A 16,055-nucleotide genomic window follows, 5' to 3' on the forward strand; every position below is an offset into this window, starting at 1 on the left:
TAGACACCTGCCGGGAACCGCCCGGTGACCCGCTCAGCCCTCCGCCCGGAACCACACGGTCCCCAGCGGCGGGAGGGAGACGTCGGCGTGGGCGGGCTGCCCGTGGTGGCCGCCCTCGACCGCGGTGACCGAGCCGAAGTTGCCCACTCCCGAGCCGGTGTAGGCCTCGGCGTCGGTGTTGAGCACCTCCGACCACTCCCCGGTCGAGGGGAAGCCGACCCGCACCCCGTGGTGCGGCACGGCCGAGAAGTTGGCCACGCACACGACGTCGGGGTGCCCGGGGGCACGCCGCACGAAGGAGAAGACGTTGCGCCCGGCGTCGTTGGCGTCGATCCACGAGAACCCCTCGGGGGAGTGGTCGAGCGCCCAGAGGGCCCCGGAGCCGGCGTACGCCGTGTTGAGGTCGCGCACGAGGTCGTGGACGCCGCGGTGCTCGGGGTGGTCCAGCAGCCACCAGTCGAGCTCGCGCGACTCCGCCCACTCCGACTCCTGGCCGATCTCGCAGCCCATGAAGAGCAGCTGCTTGCCGGGGTGGGCCCACATGAAGGCGAGGTAGGCGCGCAGGTTGGCCAGCTGCTGCCAGCGGTCGCCGGGCATCTTGCGCAGCAGCGAGCCCTTGCCGTGCACGACCTCGTCGTGGCTGATCGGCAGCACGAAGTTCTCCGACCACGCGTAGACCAGCGAGAACGTCATCTCCCCGTGGTGGTAGGCGCGGTGCACCGGCTCGTGGGACATGTAGGCCAGCGAGTCGTGCATCCAGCCCATGTTCCACTTGAAGCCGAAGCCCAGGCCGTCGACGTCGGTCGGCCGCGTGACGCCCGGCCACGAGGTCGACTCCTCGGCGATCGTCACCACGCCGGGGACCCGGCGGTAGACGGTGGCGTTCATCTCCTGGAGGAACTGCACCGCCTCGAGGTTCTCGCGGCCCCCGTGGATGTTGGGCGACCACTCGCCCTCCTTGCGGGAGTAGTCGAGGTAGAGCATGGAGGCGACGCCGTCGACACGCAGGCCGTCGGCGTGGAACTCCTCGCACCAGTAGACCGCGTTGGCGAACAGGAAGTTGCGCACCTCGGGGCGGCCGAAGTTGAAGATGTGGCTGCCCCACTCCTGGTGCCAGCCGCGCTGCGGGTTGGGGTCCTCGTAGAGCGGGGTGCCGTCGAAGCGGGCCAGCGCCCACTCGTCGGTGGCGAAGTGGCCCGGCACCCAGTCGAGGATGACGCCGATGCCGGCCTGGTGCAGCCGGTCGACGAGCAGCCGGAAGCCGTCGGGGTCGCCGAACCGGCTGTCGGGGGCGAAGTACGACGTGACGTGGTAGCCCCACGACCCGCCGAAGGGGTGCTGCATCACCGGCATCAGCTCGACGTGGGTGAACCCGAGGTCGGACACGTACGCGACCAGGTCGGTGGCCAGCTGCTCCCACGACCAGTGGGTGTCGTCGTAGTTCTTGCGCCACGACGCCAGGTGCACCTCGTAGGTGCTCATCGGCGCGCTCACGGCCTGCCGCTCGGCGCGCGCCGCCATCCACTCCTCGTCGCCCCAGGTGTAGGAGGACTCGAAGACCTTCGAGGCGGTGCTCGCGGGCTGCTCGGCCCACTGCGCCAGCGGGTCGGCCTTCTCCCGCCAGTGGCCGTCCTGGCCCAGGATGGCGAACTTGTACGTCGTCCCGGACCCGATCCCCGGCACGAAGAGCTCCCACACCCCGGACGTGCCGAGCTGGCGCATCGGGTGCTCGCGGCCGTCCCAGCCGTTGGCCTCGGACTTCAGCCGCACGCCCCGGGCCGAGGGGGCCCAGACCGCGAAGGAGGTGCCGCTGATCGGCTCCTGGCCGGGAGCGTCGTAGTGGTGCACGTGCGCGCCCAGGACGGTCCACAGCTGCTCGTGGCGGCCCTCGTTGACCAGGTGCAGGTCGACCTCGCCCAGCGTCGGCAGGAACCGGTAGGGGTCCTCGAGGAGCAGCGGCTCGCCGTCGTAGGCCACGGAGAGCCGGTACGCCGGGACCTCGGCCACCGGGAGCACCCCGACCCACACGCCCTCGTGCTCGTGGGTGAGCGCGACCTCGGTGACCTCGCCGAAGTCGCCGAGGACCGCGACCCGCGAGGCCAGCGGCTTGAGCACCCGCACGGTGACCGCGCCGTCGTGCTCGTGCGGGCCGAGCACCGCGTGCGGGTGCCCGTGCTCGCCGCGGACGAGCTGGTCGAGCTCCTCGGTGGGGACGGGCGCGGGGGCGGGTGTGCTGGCGGGCGTGCTGGCGGGGCTCATGCGGCTCCGATCTCGGCCACGGCCCGGAGCGGGATGTCCACCCAGGTCGGCCGGTTGCGGGTCTCGTAGACGGTCTCGTAGACGGCCTTGTCGGCGACGAAGGCCTCCACCAGCGTGCGCTGCTCGGGCGTGACCTCGCCACCGGCGTAGGCGACGAGGAAGTGGTTCTTGGCGCGGTTGGCCCACTCCTGGGCGCGGGCGGCGCGGACCTCGCCGCCGTCGGGGTCGTCCTCGGCCCAGGTGCGCTCGACCACGCGCGGGGCGTAGTCGAAGGAGCGCAGCATCCCGGCGACGTCGCGCCAGGGGCAGTCGGGCAGCAGCCGCTCGGCCAGCGGCTTGGCCGGCTCGCCCTCGAAGTCGACGATCTTCCAGCCCCGCGAGGTGCGCAGGGTCTGGCCGAGGTGCAGGTCGCCGTGGACCCGGTGCACGGTCACCTCGCCGAGGGCGGCCACGCGGTCGAAGAGGGCCTCGAGCCCCTCGCCGTGCTCGGCCAGGGCGGGAGCGGCCGCGACCGCGGCGGGCAGCCGCTCGCGCATCCGTGCGGCCACCTCGCCGGCCGGCACGCGGCCCGCGCCGAAGTGCTCGACCAGCAGGTCGTGCACCGCACGCAGGGTCAGCCCGAGCCGGGTGGCCTCGCCGGCGAAGTCGCCGCCGGAGGCCGAGGCGTGCACGTCGGGCTCGGAGAAGAGAGTGCGGACGCTGGCCAGCGCGAGGTCCCAGCCGTCGGAGGCGGTGCGCAGGAACTGCTGGAGCATCGCCAGCTGCACGACCTCACCCGAGTCCGGGTCCGCGGCGTCGACCGAGCCCGGCTCGACCCAGTCGACCCAGCCGTAGAGGTGGGCCACGTCGGGGGAGTCGGCGCGCGAGAGCACCTCGTGCACCTGGATGTCGGGGTTGATCCCGGGGGTCACCTTGCGGAAGACCTTGAGCAGCGCGTCCTCGCCGAAGGCCACCGAGGAGTTGGACTGCTCCCCGGAGAAGAGCGTCGAGTGCGCGGAGAGGTCGAGGTCGTGGCCGGGCAGCCGGTGGAAGGCCAGCGAGCTGGCCGGGTCGTGCAGGTTGCCGCCGGGCTGCTCCGCGGCGGCCGCGAAGGCCCGCTGCCAGGCCGCCATCGACTCCCGGTCGTGGAGCGCGTCGTAGGCGTGGACCCAGCCGAGGCCGGGCTCCTCCCACCAGCCGACGAAGGCGTGCTCGAGCCGCGCCTCGGCGTCGGTGTAGAGGGCCAGGGGCACCTGGTACTGCTCGACGGCGTCGGGTGCGTCCGCGTCGACGTCGGTGTAGGTCACCTCGACCAGGTGCAGGGCCACCCGGGGCCCGCTCGCGCCTCCGGGGACCTCCCCGAGGCGGCGTACGCCGGTGACCGAGGAGGGGCGCCCCTTGCCGGCGAACCACCGGGTGCGGGCGAGGTAGTCGGCCAGGACCTGGCGGTCGATGTGGTCGGTCCCGGGGCTCAGCCCCGGTCGGGCATCGTCGGGCTCGCTCACAGCAGCAGGTCCTCCTCGTGGTGGCCCTCGGGCGTGGTGAGCCGGAACCAGTAGAAGCCGTACCCCGCCAGCGTCAGGAGGTACGGCAGCTCGCCCACCTGGGGGAACGGCACGTTGCCGAGCAGCTCGACGGGACGGCGGCCCTCGAAGCGACGCAGGTCCAGCTCGACGGGCTGCGGGAAGCGGGAGAGGTTGTTGACGCAGAGGATCACGTCCTCCTCACCGGTCTCGGGGTCGGTCCACTCCCGCACGTAGGACAGCACGCAGGAGTTGGAGCCGCCCAGGTCGTGGAAGGTGCCGAGGCCGAACGCCGGGTGGTGGCGGCGGGCGGCGAGCATCCGGCGGGTCCAGTGCAGCAGCGAGGAGGGGTTCTCCATCTGCGCCTCGACGTTGACCGACTCGTAGCCGTAGATCGCGTCCTGCACCACCGGCAGGTCGAGCCGGCCGGGGTTGGCGGAGGAGAAGCCGGCGTTGCGGTCACCGGTCCACTGCATCGGGGTGCGCACGCCGTCGCGGTCACCGAGCCAGATGTTGTCGCCCATCCCGATCTCGTCGCCGTAGTAGAGCACCGGGCTCCCGGGGAGCGAGAGAAGCAGGGCGTTGAACAGCTCGATCTGGTTGGTGTCGTTGTCCAGCAGCGGGGCCAGTCGCCGGCGGATGCCGATGTTGGCCTTCATCCGCGGGTCCTTGGCGTACTCCGACCACATGTAGTCGCGGTCCTCGTCGGTGACCATCTCGAGGGTCAGCTCGTCGTGGTTGCGCAGGAAGATGCCCCACTGGCAGGTGTCGGGGATGGGCGGGGTCTGCTCGAGGATCTCGGAGATCGGGTAGCGCGACTCGCGGCGCACCGCCATGAAGATGCGCGGCATGACGGGGAAGTGGAAGGCCATGTGGCACTCGTCCCCGCCCTTGTCGAAGTCACCGAAGTACTCCACGACGTCCTGCGGCCACTGGTTGGCCTCGCACAGCAGGACCCGACCGGGGTACTCCTCGTCGACGACCCGGCGCACCTTCTTGAGGAACTCGTGGGTCTCGGGGAGGTTCTCGCCGTTGGTGCCGGGCCGCTCGTAGAGGTAGGGCACCGCGTCGAGGCGGAAGCCGTCCAGGCCCATGTCGAGCCAGAAGCGCAGCGCGTCGAGGATCGCGTCGTGCACGGCCGGGTTGTCGAAGTTGAGGTCGGGCTGGTGGTGGAAGAACCGGTGCCAGAAGTACTGCCCGCGCACCGGGTCCCAGGTCCAGTTCGACGGCTCGGTGTCGACGAAGATGACCCGGGCGTCCTGGTAGAGCTCGTCGGTGTCGGACCACACGTAGAAGTCGCCGTACGGGCCGTCGGGGTCGGTGCGGCTGGCCTGGAACCACGGGTGCTGGTCGCTGGTGTGGTTCATGACGAAGTCGATGATCACGCGGATGCCGCGGGCGTGCGCCTCGTCGAGGAAGTGGTGGAAGTCGTCGATCGTGCCGACCGCGGGCAGGACGCCCTCGTAGTCGGCGACGTCGTACCCGCCGTCGCGCAGCGGGGAGGGGAAGAACGGCGGCACCCACAGGCAGTCCACGCCCAGCCACTGCAGGTAGTCGAGCTTCTCGACCAGGCCCTTGAAGTCGCCGGTGCCGTCGCCGTTGGAGTCGCGGAAGGACCGGACCAGGACCTCGTAGAAGACGGCGGTCTTGAACCAGTCGGGGGTGCTGTGCGCTGCCTCGGTGACGTCCACCCCCGAGTCGGTGGTCTCGTGCACCTCGGTCATGCGCCCCTCCTGACGGTCAGCACGTGGGCTGGTTCGTGGTGCGGGTCGAGCCGGACGTAGTTGTGCTGGCCCCACGACCAGTCGGCCCCGGTGACCTCGTCGTGCACGACGTACCGCTCGCCCCACTCCATGCCCAGGGCCGGCAGGTCGATGTGCACGGTGGTCTCGCGGGTGGCGTGCGGGTCGAGGTTGACGACCACGATGACGGTGTCGCTGTCGGGGTCGCCGACGACGGCCTGCTTGGCGTAGACCAGCACGTTCTCGTCGTCGCTGGAGTGGACGGTCAGGTTGCGCAGCAACTGCAGCGAGCGGTGCTCGCGGCGGACGCGGTTGAGCATCGAGAGGTACGGCGCCAGCGTCCGCCCCTCGGCCTCGGCGCCCTCCCAGTCGCGGACCCGCACCTGGAACTTCTCGGTGTCGAGGTACTCCTCGGAGCCGGGCTTGACCGCGACGTGCTCAAAGAGCTCGTAGCCGGAGTAGACCCCCCACGTCGGGGAGCTGGTCGCGGCCAACGCGGCCCGGACCTTGAACGCCGCCGGTCCGCCGTACTGCAGGTAGGCGTGGAGGATGTCGGGGGTGTTGACGAAGAAGTTCGGCCGCATGAGGTGGTCGGTCTCGCGGCTGAGCTCGCGCAGGTAGTCCTCGATCTCCCACTTCGCGGTGCGCCAGGTGAAGTAGGTGTAGCTCTGGTGGAAGCCGATCGCGCCGAGCCCGCGCATCATCGCCGGCTTGGTGAACGCCTCGGCGAGGAAGAGCACGTCGGGGTCGGTGCGGCGCACCTCCTTGAGCAGCCATTCCCAGAACGCCACCGGCTTGGTGTGCGGGTTGTCGACGCGGAAGATCCGCACCCCGTGCGACATCCACAGCTTCACCACGCGCAGGACCTCGCGGCAGATGCCGGTCGGGTCGTTGTCGAAGTTGATGGGGTAGATGTCCTGGTACTTCTTCGGCGGGTTCTCCGCGTAGGCGATCGAGCCGTCGGCGCGGGTGGTGAAGAACTCCGGGTGCTCGGTGACCCAGGGGTGGTCGGGCGCCGCCTGCAGCGCGAGGTCCAGCGCGACCTCGAGGCCGAGGCTCCGGGCGTGCGCGACGAAGGCGTCGAAGTCGGCCATCGTCCCGAGGTCGGGGTGGATCGCGTCGTGACCGCCGTCCTTGGACCCGATCGCCCACGGCGAGCCCGGGTCGTCGGGGCCCGGCGTGAGGGTGTTGTTGGGGCCCTTGCGGTTGACCTCGCCGATCGGGTGGATCGGGGGCAGGTAGACCACGTCGAACCCCATCGCCCTCGCGCGGTCGAGGCCGGTGACGGCGGTGCGGAAGGTGCCGCTGGCGATCTTGCCCGTGACCGGGTCCTTGGTTGCGCCCTCCGAGCGGGGGAAGAACTCGTACCACGAGCCGAAGAGCGCGCGCTCGCGGTCGGCGTACGCCGGGTAGGGGCCCTCGACGGTCAGCAGCTCGCGCAGGGGGTGGGCCAGCAGGACGGCGTCCAGCTCCGGGTCCTGCAGGGCGGCCAGGCGGGCCCCGGCCGGGCGCCCGGTGTCGGAGGCCGCCAGGACGGCGCCCTCGAGGACCTCGCGCGCCTTCGTCTCCTCCGCGGGCAGCCCGGCGAGGACCCGCTCGAAGAGCAGCCGGCCCTCGGTGAACATCAGCTCCACGTCGACCCCGGCCGGGATCTTGATGCCGGCGTCGTGCTGCCAGGTCGCCAGCGGGTCGGACCACGCGTGCACCTCGAAGGTCCACGCGCCCTCCACGTCGGGGGTGACCCAGGCGAGGTACTCGTTGGGCTCGGGACTGGGCAGGTGCATGCGCACCGGGGGACGGCGCACTCCCGCCGGGTCCACCAGCACGACCTCCGCCGCCAGCGCGTCGTGACCCTCCCGGAAGACCGTCGCGGTCACGGGGAAGGGCTCGCCGACGGTCGCCTTGGCGGGCTGACGTCCCAGGTCCACCAGGGGCATCACGTTCATGACGGGGATGCGTCCGACCATGCGTCCTACCCAACCGGCTGGTCCCAGCAGGTGCAAGCGGCCCCCGGGGTGAGGGAGCGCCACGGCCGACCACGACGACGGGTGGGCAGCCCACCGTGGTGGTGCTGCCCGCCCGTGCCGATGTCAGCCTGTGGGCAAGGTCTCCCCGCTACCGGCTGAAGACCTGCAGCTCCGCGGCGTGGACGATCGTGCCGCGGTCCGACCCGGTGGCGCAGTCGGTCGTGGTGATCGGGTCGTTGTCCAGCTCCCCGGCGTACCCCTTGAAGCCGGTGCACTGGTTCTCCAGGGCGACCAGGCGCACCGCGGCGGCGCGCGCCGGCTCCGGGAGCCGGAAGGAGCGCATGGCCTGGGTGGGGGCGGTGGGGCGGGGCCGCACCGACGGGAAGGCGTCGGGTGCGGAGGTGTAGACCCGGGTCCATCGCGCCTTGTCGCTCGCGCAGCCCGCGGTGCAGACCTCGATCGCGAAGCGGCGCAGCGCGGTGAAGCGCGAGCCGGAGCTCTGGTCCACGTCCTCCTCGCCGTCGACCGGGTTGAGCAGGGCGCTCACCTGGACCCGGCGGATCGTGTGCGTGCCGCCGGCGAGGTCGACGGAGACGAACGGCTTGGACTCGTCGACGTTCTCGGCCGTGGTGGCGGCCCAGTTGGTGTCCTCCGAGCCGTCGATCAGCGCCTCGACCTTGAGCGAGCCCTCGGTCGCGTCGATCACCTTCGCGCCGTTGGCCCGTGCGGCGAGGTTCTTGACCTTCGCCAGGCGGATCGTGCGCACCTCACCGGGGCGGACGGTCATGGTGAAGCGGCTGAAGCCGCCCTTCCCGGAGGTGTAGAGCATCTGGTAGCGGCCGGGGACGAACCGCGCGGTCGCGTCGCGCTTGGACTTCGGGGAGGTGTCGGCCACCGGCGTGGTGCGGGCCTGGAAGTCGCCGACGTAGATCTTGCCGGCGCCCCTGCTGGCCTGGAACGTGATGGTCGCGTTGCGCTCCATCGGCGAGGAGAAGCCGCCCTTCACCGAGGTGGCGTCGCCCCCGTCGGTCCGGGCGTCCACACCCATGCCGCGCTGGGCGAAGGCCTTCCACATCACCGCGCGGTCCTCGCCGCCGAAGCGCATCCGGTCGGCCGCCAGCATGGCGTCGCGGGCGTCGAGCATCGACGTCGCGCCCTGCTGCAGGAGGAAGGCGTCGAAGACCAGCTGGATCCAACGACGGTTGCCCGGGCACAGCGCCGGGTCGCGGGGGCTGGCGTCGCGGGAGGCCTGGGCGCAGTCCAGCTGCAGGCGACGGTCGGAGTAGGGGAACTGGCGGTTCCACTTGCGCACCAGCGCCTGGCGCACGGTCCAGTTGGTGCCGCTCCAGATCTCGCCGTCGGCGTGGACCTGGGGGCCGGTCGTGTCGTAGCCGACGTTGGAGTAGTTGAGCGGGTTCTTGTTGATGGCGTAGTTGCGGATCGCGGTCTTCTTGTTCCCGGTGGCGTAGACCCCGACGGCGAAGATGTTGCCCCCGTTGTCATAGCCGTGGCTGAACTGGTACTCCGCCGCCACCAGGTCACCCCAGGACTCGCCCATGGCGCCGCCCTGGTGGGACCCGATGTTCTCGTCCGGCCCGGCGATCATCCGGTTGGAGATGGCATGGGTGTACTCGTGCCCGACGATGCCCATGTCCAGCCCGCCGTCGGTGCAGGGGGCGTAGAACGCGCCGGCGGCCGGCTGGAAGAGGTACTGGTTCGTGATGCCGGGGATGCCGTCCTGCAGCGTGATCTGGTTGGCGTTGTTGCGCCCGGTGGCGACGCCGGTCTCGTCGAAGACCGCGCTGGTCAGCGCGCCGGCCTGGGCGTTGCCGGTCTCCTGGTCGCCGTCGACCCCGCCGTGGCCGAAGTTGTCCAGCTGCAGGTTGTAGTTGTCCTCGGTGAAGCCGAGGTAGTAGCTGTAGTCGTGCATCCGGTTGTGGGAGACGAACAGGTTGCCCACGGAGTACTCGATGTCGTTGCCGCCGGGGACGAGGTTGGCGGGGTCGCACTTCGACTCGTTCCACGCGTCGGTGAACTCGTCGGTGTAGTCACGCGTCGGTGACACGGGCGCCTGGAAGAGCCCGCCGGGCGTCAGCGGGCTGGCCCACGCCTCGTGCGTGTTGGCGTTGTTGCCGACCGTCGTCATCGAGGAGGCGCCGGCCGCGTTGACCTGGTCCCAGGCGAACGGCGAGCCGACGTTGACGAAGGGGCCCGTGCGGACCGTGCAGCCCTCGACGGGGGTCCAGCACCCCACCACGTCGTTGGACGGGGTGCGGCCCGGCACGATCGAGCTCATCGCCGGGTTGGACGTGAAGTAGCTCCAGCGCGGCTGGAAGGTCGAGCCGCCGGGGGAGGGGGCTCCGCTGTCGCTGGTGGAGAGCAGCAGGGCGTAGGTGCCCACCACGGCCGAAGCCTCGTCGAAGGGGCAGACCTGCAGGGCGTAGGTCCCCGCCCGCAGCGGCTCGGGAGCGGTGTACGTCACCACCTCGGGGCTGGTGAGCAGGTCGCCGGTGAAGAGCAGCTCGTCGCCGGGGCCGAAGATCTTGACCACGGTGTCGTCGACCGGCAGCGCCAGCGCCGAGGCGTTGATGCTGCGCGTGAGGTCGTCGGTCAGCTCGAACTCGTGGCGGGGACCGCACTCGGTCGCCGTGAAGCTGCCCTGGTAGACGTCGTTGACCATGTCGTTGTCGATCTGGCTCTGGCGCACCAGGACCTCGCCGGTGACGGCGTCGACCAGGGAGGTGTAGGCCTCCGCGTGCCCGCCCTGGCTGTCGACCACGTTGGCCTCCAGGACCGGTCGGACCGTGCCGTCGGGGTAGGCGAGGGCACGCAGGCGGACCTGCTGCTGCTGCGCGAAACCGGGCACGGTGAGCCGGGTCCAGCCGTCCGAGACCGTGGTGAGGATCTCGTCCAGGGCCGCACCCGTCACGGGGCGGCCGACCTCGGCGGCGGCCCGCAGCCAGGCGGCGCGCGGGGAGAGGGTCGGTTCGGCCGGCGCGGCGGTGGTGCGCGCGAGCGAGGAGGAGACGTAGACGATCTCGCCGCGCGCCACGCCGACGGTCACGAGGCCGCCGAGCGCGGGGACGAGGTCGCCGAAGCGCTGGCGGAACAGCACCGCGCTCCCGGGGTCGGTGCCGCCGTCGTACTCCGCGAGCTGCTGGTCGCTGACCAGCTCGAGGGCGGCCATCGCGTCCGGGGTCAGGCCGAAGACCGCGGAGTTGGCCTCCAGCCACGCGCGAGCGGACCGGACGGGGTCACCCGGGAAGGCGGCACGGGCCAGGGCTCCGCCGCGGGGCAGCAGCGAGGCCGGGGTGCCGTAGTCGTTCCAGCGGAGGCTGAGCAGGTCCAGGGCGGACGCGGCGCGCTCCTGCTCCGCGCTCGGCAGGACGGCCTCGCGGACGTCGAGGTCGGCGAGGACGCCGAGGGTGTCGCCGAGCGTGCCGGAGATGGTCACCGGCCGCTCGCTCGGCGCCCCCTCCTCGGCGAGGGCCGGCAGCTGGGCGAGGCCGGGGAGGAGGCCGGTGGTGAGGAGGGCGAGCGCGGCAGCAGCACGGCGCCCCGAGCGCGTCGGTGTGGTGGGCATGGCCCTCCAACGGCGCACCCACCGGCCGGTTATGGCGCGGAGGCACACCCGTGCGGGTGACACCGGATCGAGATCGTTCCGTGACCTGGATCGGGTGCGAGTTGCGGCTGAGGTCTTGGATCGATCCAACAAAACCCCTAGAGTCCCGCGCGTGCGTGCCATCCGACGCTTCACCGTCCGCCCCGTCCTGCCCCGCGAGCTGGCCCCGCTCCACGACCTGGCGCTGAACCTGCGCTGGTCCTGGCACCCGCCGACCCAGGACGTCTTCGCCGCCGTCGACCCCGAGCGGTGGGACGCCGTGGGTCACGACCCGGTACGCCTGCTGGGGGCCGTGGACCGTGACCGGTTCGCCGAGCTCGCCGCGGACGGCGACTTCCGGGCGCGGTTGGACGCCGCGGCGACCGACCTGGCGGCGTACCTCGGTGCGGACCGGTGGTACCAGCGGGCCCGCGGCGACCAGGGCGGGGAGTCCCTGCCGCGCGCGATCGGGTACTTCTCCCCGGAGTTCGGCATCACCGCGGTGCTGCCGCAGTACTCCGGGGGGCTGGGCATCCTCGCCGGCGACCACCTCAAGGCCGCCAGCGACCTGGGCGTCCCGATCGTCGGCGTCGGCCTGCTCTACCGCCACGGCTACTTCAAGCAGTCGCTCTCCCGCGACGGCTGGCAGCAGGAGACCTACCCGCTGCTCGACCCCGACGAGCTGCCGATCTCGCTGCTGCGCGAGCCGACCGGCGAGCGCACCCGGATCTCGATCACCATGCCCGGTGGGCCCGACCTGGTCGCCCAGGTGTGGGTCGCCAGCGTCGGCAGGGTGCCGCTGCTGATGCTCGACACCGACGTCGAGGAGAACCCTGCGGCGTACGTCGAGGTCACCGACCGTCTCTACGGCGGCAACTCCGAGCACCGGCTGCGCCAGGAGCTGCTGCTCGGCGTGGGTGGCGTGAAGGCGCTGCGCGCCTACTGCCGCATCGCCGAGCACCCCGAGCCCGAGGTCTTCCACACCAACGAGGGCCACGCCGGCTTCCTCGGCCTGGAGCGGCTGCGCGAGCTGACCGTCGACCCCGCCGGCCCCGGGCTGGACCTCGACACCGCGCTCGAGGTCGGTCGCGCCTCGACCGTCTTCACCACCCACACCCCGGTCCCGGCCGGCATCGACCGCTTCCCGCGGACCCTGGTCGAGCAGTACTTCGGCGAGGGTGGCGCCGTCCCCGGCGTCCCGCTGGACCGGGTGCTGGCCCTGGGTGCGGAGGACTACGAGGGCGGGGACCCCGGCGTCTTCAACATGGCCGTCATGGGCTTCCGGCTGGCCCAGCGCGCCAACGGCGTCTCGCTGCTGCACGGCCACGTCTCCCGCGGGATGTTCCAGGGCCTCTGGCCGGCCTTCGACGAGGCCGAGGTGCCGATCACCTCGATCACCAACGGCGTGCACGCCCCGACCTGGGTGCCGCGCGAGGTCTACGACCTGGCCGAGGGCGTCGGCAGCGGCGCCGACCGCGACTCCGACGACACCGACGCCTTCTGGGCGGCGGTGGACCAGATCGACGGCCGGGCCATCTGGTCGGTCAAGCGCGAGCTGCGCGAGCGGCTGGTCCAGGACGCGCGGCGCCGGCTGCGCAAGTCGTGGGCCAAGCGGGGCAGCGCCCCGGCCGAGCTGGCCTGGATCGACGAGGCCCTCGACCCCGACGTCCTGACGATCGGCTTCGCCCGCCGGGTGCCGTCGTACAAGCGGCTCACGCTGATGCTGCGCGACCCCGAGCGGCTCAAGCGTCTCCTGCTCGACCCCGAGCGCCCGGTGCAGCTCATCATCGCCGGCAAGTCCCACCCCGCCGACGACGGCGGCAAGCGGCTGATCCAGGAGATGGTGCGCTTCGCCGACGACCCGGAGGTCCGGCACCGCATCGTCTTCCTGCCCAACTACGACATCGCCATGGCCCAGCCGCTCTACCCCGGCTGCGACGTGTGGCTCAACAACCCGCTGCGCCCCTACGAGGCGTGCGGCACCTCGGGCATGAAGGCTGCCCTCAACGGCGGCCTCAACCTGTCCATCCTCGACGGCTGGTGGGACGAGTGGTACGACGGCGGCAACGGCTGGGCCATCCCGTCGGCGGACGGGCTGGACGACCCGGACCGTCGTGACGACCTCGAGGCCGCCGCGCTCTACGACCTGATCGAGACCCAGGTCGCCCCGCGCTTCTACGACGTCGACGCCGACGGCGTCCCCACCGCCTGGGTCGAGATGATGCGGCACACGCTGAAGTCGCTGGGTCCCAAGGTGCTCGCGACCCGGATGGTGCGCGACTACGTGCGCCGGCTCTACGCCCCGGCCGCCGGGGTGGCCCGCGCGCTCAACGACGACTACGCCGGCGCCCGCGACCTCGCGGCCTGGAAGCAGCGGGTCCGCGCGGCCTGGTCGGGTGTGCGGGTCGAGCACGTCGAGTCCAGCGGCGTCGGGGACGCCCCCGAGGTGGGGGCGGTCATGTCGACGCGCGCCTTCGTCGCCCTGGGCTCGCTGTCGCCGGAGGACGTCGCGGTGCAGCTGGTGCACGGCCGGGCCGGCGCCGACGACGAGCTGCTCGACACCCGCACCTGCCTGCTCACGCTCGCGGAGAGCTACGAGGGCGGCCGGCACCGCTTCGACGGCGAGGTCGACCTCGACCACGCCGGTGCGTTCGGCTACACGGTGCGGGTCGTACCGCGGCACGACCTGCTGGCCTCCGACGCCGAGCTCGGCGTGGTGGCGCTGCCGGCGCCGTAGGGGTCCCTCCTACGGCGCGAGCTCGCGCAGCACCACGACGCTGCGGCGCCCGATCGCGATCCGGCCGCCGGCGTCGACCCGGGCCCCCACCGAGAGCTTCGCGTCGGTGGAGAGCACGACCTCGCCGGCCTGCACCCAGTCGTTCTCGGGCAGGTGGACGGCCTGGGGCAGCCAGCCGGCGTTGAACCACATCATGAACGAGCGGTCGACCTGCTGCTCCCCGCGCGGGCCCGGGGCGCGCAGCGGGGCACCGGAGACGAACATCCCGATGGTGCGCTGCTCGTGGTCGAACCAGTCCTCGTCGGTCATCTCCCGGCCCGAGGGGTGCAGCCAGGCCAGGTCCTTGGGCCCGCCGCGGATCGTGGGCCGCCCCTCGAACCAGTGCCGCTGGCGCAGCGCCGGGTGGTCGCGGCGCAGCCGCAACGCGGTCTTGGTGACCTCGTAGACGTCGAGCCACGCGTCGTCGGGGCGCCAGTCGACCCACGAGGTCTCGTTGTCCTGGCAGTAGGCGTTGTTGTTGCCCCGCTGGGTGCGCCCGCGCTCGTCGCCCGCGGTGATCATCGGGACGCCGTTGGACAGGCACAGGGTCGCCATCATGTTGGCCGCCTGCCGACGGCGCACGGCCAGGATGGCGGGGTCGTCGGTCTCGCCCTCCACCCCGTGGTTCCACGAGCGGTTGTTGTCGGTGCCGTCGCGGTTCTCCTCGCCGTTGGCCTCGTTGTGCTTGCGCTCGTAGGTCACGACGTCGCGGAGCGTGAAGCCGTCGTGGGCGGTGACGAAGTTGATGGAGTTGTACGCCGAGCGGCCGTCGTCGGCGTACAGGTCCGAGGAGCCGGCGAGGCGGGTCGCGACGGTCCGCGGGCCGGGGGAGTGGTTGCGCCAGAAGTCGCGGATCTCGTCGCGGTACTGGTCGTTCCACTCCACCCAGGGCGGCGGCATCCGGCCCACGAGGTAGCCGTCCATCGAGGCGTCCCACGGCTCGGCGATCAGCTTCACGTGGCGCAGGACCGGGTCCTGGCCGATCGCGACGAGCAGGTCCGAGCCCATGTCGATGTCGTAGCCGGTGCGGGTCAGCGCCGACATGAGGTCGAAGCGGAAGCCGTCGACGTGCATCTCGGTGACCCAGTAGCGCAACGAGTCCAGGATCAGCCGCAGCGCCAGCGGGTGGTTGGAGTCGACGGTGTTGCCGCAGCCGGTGACGTCCCAGTAGGTGTCGTCGTACTCCACGGCCCCGGTGTCTGGGTCCGGGACGGGGATGACCCGCTTGTAGAAGCCGCGGTCGTCCAGGCCGCGGAAGCACAGCGTGGGTCCGAGCGGTCCGGCCTCGGCGGTGTGGTTGTAGACGACGTCGAGGATCACCTCGAGGCCCGCGCGGTGCAGGGCCTTGACCATCTCCTTGAACTCGCGCACCTGCTGGCCGCGGTCGCCGGAGGCGGAGTAGGCGCCGTGCGGGGCGAAGTAGCCGATGGAGTTGTAGCCCCAGTAGTTGACCAGGCCGCGCTCGCTCACACCCGGCTCGGTGAGGAACTGGTGGACCGGGAGCAGCTCGACGGCCGTGACCCCGAGGTCACGCAGGTAGTCGGTGACCGCGGGGGAGCCGAGCCCGGCGTACGTGCCGCGCAGCTCCTCGGGCACCCGGTCGTGCAGGGCGGTCATGCCCTTGACGTGGCACTCGTAGACGACGGTGTCGCGCCACCGGCGGCGCATCGGGGCGTCGCCCTCCCAGTCGAACTCCCCGCCGTGGGAGGGATCGACGACCACGCTGCGCGGCACGAAGGGCGCGGAGTCCTCGGTGGACTGCTCCTCGGGGGAGCCGAAGACGTAGCCGAACACGGGCGGCTGCGGGTCGAGGTCGCCGCTGATCGCCTGCGCGTAGGGGTCCAGCAGCAGCTTGTGCGGGTTGAACCGGTGGCCCTGGGCGGGGTCCCACGGGCCGTCGACGCGGTAGCCGTAGCGGGTGCCGGGCGCGAGGTCGGGCAGGGCGCCGTGCCAGATGCCCAGCGACTGCTCGGTGAGCACGAAGCGGTGCTCCTCCTCCCCGCCGTCGGGGGCGTCCTCGAAGACGCACAGCGTCACCTGGGTCGCGGCCGGTGCGTAGACCGCGAAGTTGGTCGACTCCGGCGTCCAGGTCGCCCCGAGCGGCCAGTTGCGGCCGGGCCAGACCCGGGCGGTCTGCCCGAGATGCGTCCACGTCACCGGTGCCATGCGGGCGATCATCCCAGGGGTGGCACGATGCCGACGCAGGAC

The 16,055-nt window shown here is 71.9% G+C and carries 7 protein-coding genes; 1 reads left to right on the top strand and 6 read right to left on the bottom strand.

Annotated features, from left to right (window positions below; all coding sequences use genetic code 11):
- Positions 1-33: 33 nt before the first annotated feature.
- The 5 genes from glgB to ACYVID_RS07020 all read right to left on the bottom strand — a co-directional run bounded on the left by glgB (position 34) and on the right by ACYVID_RS07020 (position 11,053).
- The gene (glgB, locus tag ACYVID_RS07000; RefSeq protein ID WP_460735752.1) at positions 34-2,259 is read right to left on the bottom strand and encodes a 1,4-alpha-glucan branching protein GlgB; all 2,226 of its coding nucleotides are present in this window, start codon (positions 2,257-2,259) and stop codon (positions 34-36) included.
- Positions 2,256-3,743 carry a maltokinase N-terminal cap-like domain-containing protein gene (locus ACYVID_RS07005; RefSeq protein WP_460735754.1) on the bottom strand — a complete coding sequence of 496 codons (1,488 nt, stop codon included), beginning with the start codon at positions 3,741-3,743 and terminating at the stop codon, positions 2,256-2,258. Before ACYVID_RS07005 ends, glgB begins: the two co-directional genes overlap by 4 nt.
- On the bottom strand, positions 3,740-5,485 hold the full coding sequence (gene treS, locus ACYVID_RS07010) for a maltose alpha-D-glucosyltransferase (protein ID WP_460735756.1): 1,746 nt from the start codon (positions 5,483-5,485) through the stop codon (positions 3,740-3,742). Before treS ends, ACYVID_RS07005 begins: the two co-directional genes overlap by 4 nt.
- Entirely contained in the window at positions 5,482-7,470 is a 1,989-nt protein-coding gene (locus ACYVID_RS07015) for an alpha-1,4-glucan--maltose-1-phosphate maltosyltransferase (protein ID WP_460735758.1), read from the bottom strand. Before ACYVID_RS07015 ends, treS begins: the two co-directional genes overlap by 4 nt.
- 148 nt (positions 7,471-7,618) lie before the next feature.
- The gene (locus ACYVID_RS07020) at positions 7,619-11,053 is read right to left on the bottom strand and encodes a M36 family metallopeptidase (protein WP_460735760.1); all 3,435 of its coding nucleotides are present in this window, start codon (positions 11,051-11,053) and stop codon (positions 7,619-7,621) included.
- Positions 11,054-11,204: 151 nt separating this feature from the next.
- Here ACYVID_RS07020 and glgP point away from each other — a divergent pair, with 151 nt between their 5' ends.
- Positions 11,205-13,808 carry an alpha-glucan family phosphorylase gene (glgP, locus tag ACYVID_RS07025; protein ID WP_460735762.1) on the top strand — a complete coding sequence of 868 codons (2,604 nt, stop codon included), beginning with the start codon at positions 11,205-11,207 and terminating at the stop codon, positions 13,806-13,808.
- Between the two features lie 9 nt (positions 13,809-13,817).
- On the opposite strand, the gene glgX is transcribed toward glgP, so the two are convergent.
- Positions 13,818-16,013, bottom strand: a complete 2,196-nt coding sequence (gene glgX, locus ACYVID_RS07030) for a glycogen debranching protein GlgX (RefSeq protein ID WP_460735764.1) — start codon at positions 16,011-16,013, stop codon at positions 13,818-13,820.
- Positions 16,014-16,055: the final 42 nt, after the last annotated feature.

The organism is Nocardioides ginkgobilobae (assembly GCF_054781275.1).

Coding starts and splice junctions, on each gene's coding strand:
- glgX (WP_460735764.1), bottom strand. CDS start 16,013: ATGGCACCGGTGACGTGGACGCATCTCGGGCAGACCGCCCGGGTCTGG.
- ACYVID_RS07015 (WP_460735758.1), bottom strand. CDS start 7,470: ATGGTCGGACGCATCCCCGTCATGAACGTGATGCCCCTGGTGGACCTG.
- treS (WP_460735756.1), bottom strand. CDS start 5,485: ATGACCGAGGTGCACGAGACCACCGACTCGGGGGTGGACGTCACCGAG.
- glgB (WP_460735752.1), bottom strand. CDS start 2,259: ATGAGCCCCGCCAGCACGCCCGCCAGCACACCCGCCCCCGCGCCCGTC.
- ACYVID_RS07020 (WP_460735760.1), bottom strand. CDS start 11,053: ATGCCCACCACACCGACGCGCTCGGGGCGCCGTGCTGCTGCCGCGCTC.